Origin of the sequence: Nonomuraea aridisoli, from assembly GCF_003236395.1 — a bacterium.
In the GTDB taxonomy this organism is placed as follows: domain Bacteria; phylum Actinomycetota; class Actinomycetes; order Streptosporangiales; family Streptosporangiaceae; genus Nonomuraea; species Nonomuraea aridisoli.
Map to the genome: position 1 here is coordinate 1 of NZ_POUD01000394.1, position 6,482 is coordinate 6,482.

Sequence of the window (6,482 nt, forward strand, 5' to 3'; positions counted from 1 at the left end):
ATCGAGATGAGGTCGTCACGGCCGTAGCCGTACCTTCTGGCCTCGTCCAGCGGGCGCGCGAGCTGCTGGACGAGGCCAGAAGGTACGGCTACGGCCGTGACGACCTCATCTCGATCCTGGAGGAACTCCCGTGAAACCCCGTGTCATCGCCGTGGTCTGGGGCCTGCTCGTAGGGGCGGTGCTGCTGATCTCGCCCTTCGCGGTGCGCGACCGACTGCCCGATCCGATGGCCACGCACTGGGGGTCCTCCGGCGTTCCCGACTCCGCCGCCTCCCTGACCGGGCACGTGGTGACCTCCGTGCTGATCTGGGCGGTCACCGGGGGGATCCTCGTGGCGGTCGCCGCGTTCGGGCGGGGCATGACCATGCGGATGTACCGCGCCTGCTGGTGGGGCCTGCTGTTCGGGATGGGCGTGCTCATGCTCGGCGTGAACGCCTCGACGCTGGCGGCCAACCTCGACGTGCCGGACTGGCGCTCGGCGCTGCTGCCCGGCTGGCACGTCGCCGCCGCGCTGGGTTCGGCGCTCGTCGCCGGCGCGGTCTGCGGCTATCTGGGCAGGGGCGAGCCGGACGAGCCGTCCCCCGGCAGCCAGGCGCCGCCCCGGCTGCGGCTCGAGCCCGGCCGGCGGACGGTCTGGGTCGGCCACGTCAGCAACCCGTGGCTCGTCGTGGCGGGTCTGGCCTCCCTGGCCGTCACCCTCGTGGCGGTCATGCTGACGGTCACCGGCCAGGCGTCCGGCGGGGTCGTGGCTTCTCTCCTGCCCATAGGCGTCATCGTGCTCGTCGTCTCCCTGGCGACCATGTCGCTCACCGTCAGGGTCGGCGGCGAGCGGGTCGTCATCGGCTTCGGCCCCCTGGGCCGGCCGAGGCGCAGGATCCCGCTCTCCAAGATCGATTCCGCCTGGTCGGAGCGGGTGCACCCGGCTCAGGTCGGAGGTTGGGGCTTCCGCGGAGTGCCCGGGAGCGCCACCATCATGCTGCGCGGCGGCGAATGCCTCGTCGTCCGCTACCGTTCCGGCGGTCGGCTCACCATCAGCGTCGACGACGCCGAGCGCGGAGCGTCCCTCATCAACGCCCTCATCGCTGAGCGGGTGAACCCATGAAAAGACCTCTGCTCGTCTTCATCGTCCTGGCCTTCGGGCTGTCCTGGGCGGTGGCGCTGCCCCTGTGGTTCGGCGGCGGGCTCGCCTCGCCGCTGACCGGGGTGCTGGCCACGCTCATGATGTTCACGCCCACGGCTGGCGTGCTCGGCGTGTGGGCGCTCACCCGCACTCCGGCCCGATCGTGGGCGCGGGAGACCGGGCTGACGCTCGGCCCCGACAAGAGGCGTACCGGCCTGCTCGTGCTGGCCACCTGGCTCGGCGTGCCGCTGCTGGTGTTCCTGTCCATCGGGCTCGGGGCCGCGACCGGGCTGGCCCCGCTCGACCTCGACGGTCTCAGCCTGCTGCGGGCCTCGCTGGAGGCGCGCGGCATGGACGTCCCCGCCGAGCTGGGCACCGTGGCGGTCGTCCAGGTCGTGCTCGCGGTCGTGGCCGGCCCGATCCTGAACGCGATCCCGGCCCTCGGCGAGGAGTGGGGCTGGCGCGGCTGGCTGCTGCCCCGGCTGGTCGCCGGCAACGGCGTGCTCACCGGCCTGCTGCTCTCCGGGGCCGTGTGGGGCCTGTGGCACGCCCCGCTCACCCTGCTCGGCTACAACTACCCGCGCCTCGGCTCCTGGGCGGCGCTGTACTTCATCGGGTTCTGCGTGCTGGCCGGCGTGGTGGTCGGCTGGCTGCGGCTGCGCACGGGCAGCGTGTGGCCCGCGGTGGTGGCGCACGGCTCCCTGAACGCCATCGCGCCGCTCGGCCTGCTGCTCGGCGACGCCGCCGCGCCGCCGAACGAGGTCCTGACCGGCATCACGGGCCTGGCGGGCTGGGTCCTGCTCGCCGTGCTGGCCGCCGTCCTGCTGCGTTTCGTGTCGGTACGCACCCCGCAGCCGTCCCCCGAGCCGGTCTCCTGACGGAGACCTGAGCCCATGACCTGAGCCCAGGACCTGAGCCCAGGACCCGAGCCCAGGACCTCAGCAGAGGATCGCGTAGACCGCGAGGGTGGTGGCCGTCGCGGTCTCCACGAGCGCGCCCAGCACGTCACCGGTGATCCCGCCGAGCCGCCGCCTGGCGCGCCGCAGGAGCAGCAGGGCGGCGGTCAGGCCGGCGAGCAGCGCGACCGGCGGCACCACCAGCGCCCACGCGGAGCCCAGCAGACCGGTAGCGTCCGGCCCGGCGCCTGCGGGAAGGAGCATGGGGCCCCACTCCAGGCCGACGAGGGGCTCCGACGCCATGCCGCCCCACTCGGGAAGATCGTCCTCATATACCAGGCCGGGGGCCGGCTCGCTCGCCGTGTCGCGCGGGTCGGCGCCGGTCAGCCAGGCGCGGGCGTCCGCGATCCGGCCGCCCGGCCCGGCGGCGGCGCTGATCACGGCGCCCAGTGCGGTGAGCGCGCACAGGGCGGCCACGGTGGCGAGCCAGACGGCCGGGCGGCGTACCGTTCCGGCGACCATCGCGCCCAGGCCGTCGGGGCGGGCGGCGGGGACGCCCGAGCGGCAGGCCCACGTCAGCGCCAGCCGCCCCGCGACGCACGCCGTCACCAGCGCCGCGAACCCCGCGTCCGCGAGCGCGACGGCCTGGACGAGCAGCGTGAACACCAGCGCCATCACGCCGAACGGCCCGATGTCCGACTTTTTCATGATGTCGAGCGCCTGGCCGGACGGCTTGCCGCTGCCCAGCCCGTCCGCGAGATCGGCCAGCCCGTCGAGATGCAGCCCCCGCGTCAGCAGGGCGAGCAGACCGAGCCCCAGCGCCGCCCCAAGCAGCGGCGGCCCGGGCAGCAGCAGCGGCAGCCCGGCGACCACGCCGAGCACCACCCCGACGGCCGGGGCCAGCGCCATCGCGGAGCCCGCCACCTTCCGATCCACCCGCTCGACGTGGACGGGAAAGACGGTGAGGGTGCCCACGGCGAACCGCAGCCCGTCCATCAGTCGCATAACGGGCGATCTTAGAGGGCCGTTATGGTGTCGGGATGCACGTGGTTGAACTGGAAGGCGTGGGCGTCCGGGTCGTCGGCAAGTCGTTGCTGGCCGGCGTCGACTGGCGGGTGGACTACGGCGATCATTGGGTGATCCTCGGCCCCAACGGCGCGGGCAAGACGACGCTGCTCTCGCTGGCCGGCGGCGTACGCCACCCCAGCGAGGGCGCGGTCAGGGTGCTCGGGCACCAGCTCGGCCGGGTCGACCTGCGCGAGCTGCGCCGTCACATCGGCCTGGTCGCGGCCAGCCAGCGGCTGGTCGACGAGGAGCTCATGGAGGAGGAGGGCGCGACCGCGCACACCGTCGTGCTCACCGGCCACACGGGCACGAGCGTCCCGCTGTGGGACAAGTACGGCGACACCGAACGCGAGCGGGCCCACCGGCTCCTGGCCGACCTGGGCTGCAAGGACCTCGCCGACCGGCCGTTCCGCGTCTGCTCGCAGGGCGAGCGGGCCAGGATCCGGGTGGCCAGGGCGCTCATGGGCGACCCGGCGGTGCTGCTGCTCGACGAGCCGTTCGCGGGGCTCGACCTGCCGGCCAGGGAGGACCTCATCGCGGCGGTGGAGGACCTGGCCACGATCCGGCCCGTGCTCACCACCGTGACGGTGACGCACCACCTGGAGGAGGTGCCCGCCACGACGTCGCACGCCCTGCTCATGCGCGACGCCCGGGTGCTCGCCGCCGGCCCGGTCGAGGACGTGCTCACCTCGCCGCTGCTGTCGGAGTGCTTCGGCCGCCCGCTGGACGTCGACCGCCTCGACGGCCGCTGGTACGCCAGAGCGGCCCGCTAGAGCTCCAGGGGGCGTCCGGCCACCACGAGGGCGACGTACTCGGATTCGGCGGCCAGGCGCTCGTTCAGCCGCCCCAGGGCGTCCCTGAACGCCCTCCCGCTGGCCGTCGCGGGCACCACCCCCATCCCCACCTCGTCGGAGACCGCCACGATCCGCTCCGTCGCCTGCCGCCACGCCGCGACCAGCTCGTCGCAGCGGGCCGCCACGGGCGCGCGGTCGCCCTCCCATGCCCCGTGCTCGTCGAACACCGCCGCCAGCCACGTCCCCAGGCCGTCGATCAGCAGCGGCGCGGTGGCCGCGCGGAGCTCCTTGGCCAGGTCGGTGGTCTCGGCGGTGTCCCAGTGCGCGGGCCGCCGCTCGCGGTGCGCCCGCACCCGCACGGCCCACTCGCCGTCGCCCGCGCCGTCCGGCCCGGTGGCGACATAGGTGACGTACGGCTCCGCCGCCAGCCGCAGCTCAGCCTCCGCCGACTTCCCCGACCGCGACCCGCCCAGCAGCAGCGCCCGGCGCGGCCCCGGCCCGGCGTCGCGCACGCGCCAGGAGCCGTCCAGCCGCGTCCCGTCCGGTACGGCCAGCGCCCCCCACAGCCGCAGCCGCCTGGACAACTCCTCCTCCGACCGGACCCGGTGGTCGAGCCAGGCGGCCACGACCAGGGTCGCCTCGCCGGCCAGCCCGGCCCGCCGCAGCTCACCGAGGCGCTGCGGCCGGTCCAGCAGGTCGATCAGCACGACGTCGTACGGAACCGCCTCTTCCCGCGGCACGGGCACGCCGGGCGGCAGGCAGAGCAGGCGGGAGCCGTCCGGGCAGACGAGCCCCAGGCCGCCGGCCCGGGCCCGGTAGCCGGCGGGCAGGTCGTCGAAGGGGAACCGGACCACGCCGTCCACGATCAGCCCGAAGGGCCGGCGGTGATCCGGCGGCAGGACGGCGCACGAGGCGCACCGGCAGCCCGGATCGGGCCAGCCCGTCGCGCCGGCCGTACCGGTGAGGAGGACGTTCACCGCGCCGAGCGTACAGAACCCGCCGCCTGGCCCCGCGACCCGCGCGCGGAGATCGATCGCCCCGCACGCTCGGGAGTAGGGTTCCCAGTGCCTGCTGAAGGGTGCGCCGGCGCACCCGGGATAAAGGAGCGTATGGCATGACATGGCGGTGGCGTTATGAGAACGCACACGGTGGTGAGGTAACGGATCGCCCTTTGCCGCGGGAGATTTTCCCGAGCCAGGCCGACGCCGAGTCCTGGCTGGGTGAGAATTGGCGGGACCTGCTCGAGTCAGGTGTCGAACAGGTCGCCTTGCTGGAAGAGGATCGCGTCGAATACGCGGGTCTGTCATTGCGCCCGGAGTGAGGTCCGGTTGACGGAAAACCCCTTGAGCCGCCGGCGGCGCTCAAGGGGTTTTTGCGTTCCGGTGCGCAGGTGGTTACGCGCGCGGGTTGGGGCTGACCGTCTTGGCGGGGTCGCGCTCGACGACCGATCCCAGCACGTCGTCGATCCGCTTCATCACCTCGGCGTCGAGCTTGACGCCCGCCGCCTTGACGTTGTCGCGCACCTGCTCGGGGCGGGTGGCGCCGACGATGGCGCTGGCGACGTTCGGGTTCTGCAGCACCCACGCGACCGCCAGCTGCGCCATGGTGAGGCCCAGGTCGGCCGCGATCGGCTTCAGCTCCTGCACGCGGCTGAGCACGTCGTCCTTCATGAACCGGGCGATCATGGCGCTGCCGCTCTTGTCGGTGGCCCGGGAGCCCTCCGGAGGCTGCTGGCCGGGCACGTACTTGCCGGTCAGCACGCCCTGCCCGATCGGGGAGAAGACGATCTGGCTGACGCCCTCCTTCTCGCTCAGCGGCACGATCTCCGACTCGATGACCCGCCACAGCATGGAGTACTGGGGCTGGTTCGACACGATGCGGTCGAAGCCCATCTCGTCGGCGATCTTCAGCGCCTGGGCGATCTGGTCGGCGGTCCACTCGCTGACGCCGACGTAGAGGACCTTGCCCTGGCGTACGAGGTCGTCGAAGGTCTTGAGGGTCTCCTCGAGCGGCGTCTCGTAGTCGAAACGGTGCGCCTGGTAGAGGTCGACGTAGTCGGTCTGCAGGCGGCGCAGCGAGCCGTGGATCGACTCGAAGATGTGCTTGCGGGACAGACCGCGGTCGTTCTTGCCCGGGCCGGTCGGCCAGTAGACCTTGGTGAAGATCTCCAGGGACTCTCTGCGGACGCCCTTCAGCGCCCGGCCGAGCACCTCCTCGGCCTTGGTGCCCGCGTAGACGTCCGCGGTGTCGAAAGTGGTGATGCCCTCGTCGAGCGCCGCCTGCACGCACTGCTTGGCGGCGTCCTCCTCGACCTGGGAGCCGTGGGTGAGCCAGTTGCCGTAGCTGATCTCGCTGACCATGAGACCGCTGCGACCGAGGTGTCGGAATTCCATGCGTCAGACTTTAATGCCGACGAATAGGCCCTCGGTCGGGGTAGGGTGCGCGCGTGCTGAAGATCGTACGGCTGGCGCTGACGGCGGCGATCCTGGCCGCGGTGGCGGTACGGCTGCGCCGCCGCGCCCGCATGCCCGAGCCATCGCCGGCGCCCCCGGCCCCGCCGCGTCGATCGTGGGCAGGACTGATCGCGGGAATGGGCGGGGGAATGGG

7 protein-coding genes are annotated in these 6,482 nt (G+C 73.1%); 4 read left to right on the top strand and 3 right to left on the bottom strand.

The features are described from left to right. The first annotated feature begins 130 nt into the window (after nt 1-130). Nucleotides 131-1,102: a DUF1648 domain-containing protein gene (locus tag C1J01_RS45045; RefSeq protein ID WP_111185142.1), complete on the top strand. Its 972-nt coding sequence runs from the start codon at nt 131-133 to the stop codon at nt 1,100-1,102. Beyond that, a complete protein-coding gene (locus tag C1J01_RS45050; protein ID WP_111185143.1) occupies nt 1,099-1,998 on the top strand; it encodes a CPBP family intramembrane glutamic endopeptidase in 900 nt (299 codons plus the stop codon). The genes C1J01_RS45045 and C1J01_RS45050 overlap by 4 nt, the downstream gene beginning before the upstream one ends. Before the next feature lie 60 nt (nt 1,999-2,058). On the opposite strand, the gene C1J01_RS54215 is transcribed toward C1J01_RS45050, so the two are convergent. Then, entirely contained in the window at nt 2,059-3,021 is a 963-nt protein-coding gene (locus tag C1J01_RS54215) for an adenosylcobinamide-GDP ribazoletransferase (RefSeq protein WP_111185144.1), read from the bottom strand. A gap of 35 nt (nt 3,022-3,056) precedes the next feature. Here C1J01_RS54215 and C1J01_RS45060 point away from each other — a divergent pair, with 35 nt between their 5' ends. Then, nucleotides 3,057-3,854 carry an ABC transporter ATP-binding protein gene (locus C1J01_RS45060; protein ID WP_111185145.1) on the top strand — a complete coding sequence of 266 codons (798 nt, stop codon included), beginning with the start codon at nt 3,057-3,059 and terminating at the stop codon, nt 3,852-3,854. Here the strand turns inward: C1J01_RS45060 and C1J01_RS45065 are convergent. Next, nucleotides 3,851-4,852 (bottom strand): bifunctional adenosylcobinamide kinase/adenosylcobinamide-phosphate guanylyltransferase, encoded by a 1,002-nt coding sequence (locus C1J01_RS45065; protein ID WP_111185146.1) that lies wholly within the window; start codon nt 4,850-4,852, stop codon nt 3,851-3,853. The genes C1J01_RS45060 and C1J01_RS45065 overlap by 4 nt on opposite strands. A gap of 137 nt (nt 4,853-4,989) precedes the next feature. Between C1J01_RS45065 and C1J01_RS45070 the strand changes: the two genes are divergently transcribed. After that, on the top strand, nt 4,990-5,196 hold the full coding sequence (locus tag C1J01_RS45070) for a hypothetical protein (RefSeq protein ID WP_111185147.1): 207 nt from the start codon (nt 4,990-4,992) through the stop codon (nt 5,194-5,196). A gap of 73 nt (nt 5,197-5,269) precedes the next feature. Here C1J01_RS45070 and C1J01_RS45075 read toward each other — a convergent pair whose 3' ends face one another. Then, nucleotides 5,270-6,268: an aldo/keto reductase family protein gene (locus C1J01_RS45075; protein WP_111185148.1), complete on the bottom strand. Its 999-nt coding sequence runs from the start codon at nt 6,266-6,268 to the stop codon at nt 5,270-5,272. Nucleotides 6,269-6,482 lie beyond the last annotated feature (214 nt).

Bases quoted from the DNA above. Each gene is read 5' to 3' on its own strand.
- C1J01_RS45075 (WP_111185148.1), bottom strand. From the start codon at position 6,268: ATGGAATTCCGACACCTCGGTCGCAGCGGTCTCATGGTCAGCGAGATC.
- C1J01_RS45070 (WP_111185147.1), top strand. From the start codon at position 4,990: ATGACATGGCGGTGGCGTTATGAGAACGCACACGGTGGTGAGGTAACG.
- C1J01_RS45060 (WP_111185145.1), top strand. From the start codon at position 3,057: ATGCACGTGGTTGAACTGGAAGGCGTGGGCGTCCGGGTCGTCGGCAAG.
- C1J01_RS45050 (WP_111185143.1), top strand. From the start codon at position 1,099: ATGAAAAGACCTCTGCTCGTCTTCATCGTCCTGGCCTTCGGGCTGTCC.
- C1J01_RS54215 (WP_111185144.1), bottom strand. From the start codon at position 3,021: ATGCGACTGATGGACGGGCTGCGGTTCGCCGTGGGCACCCTCACCGTC.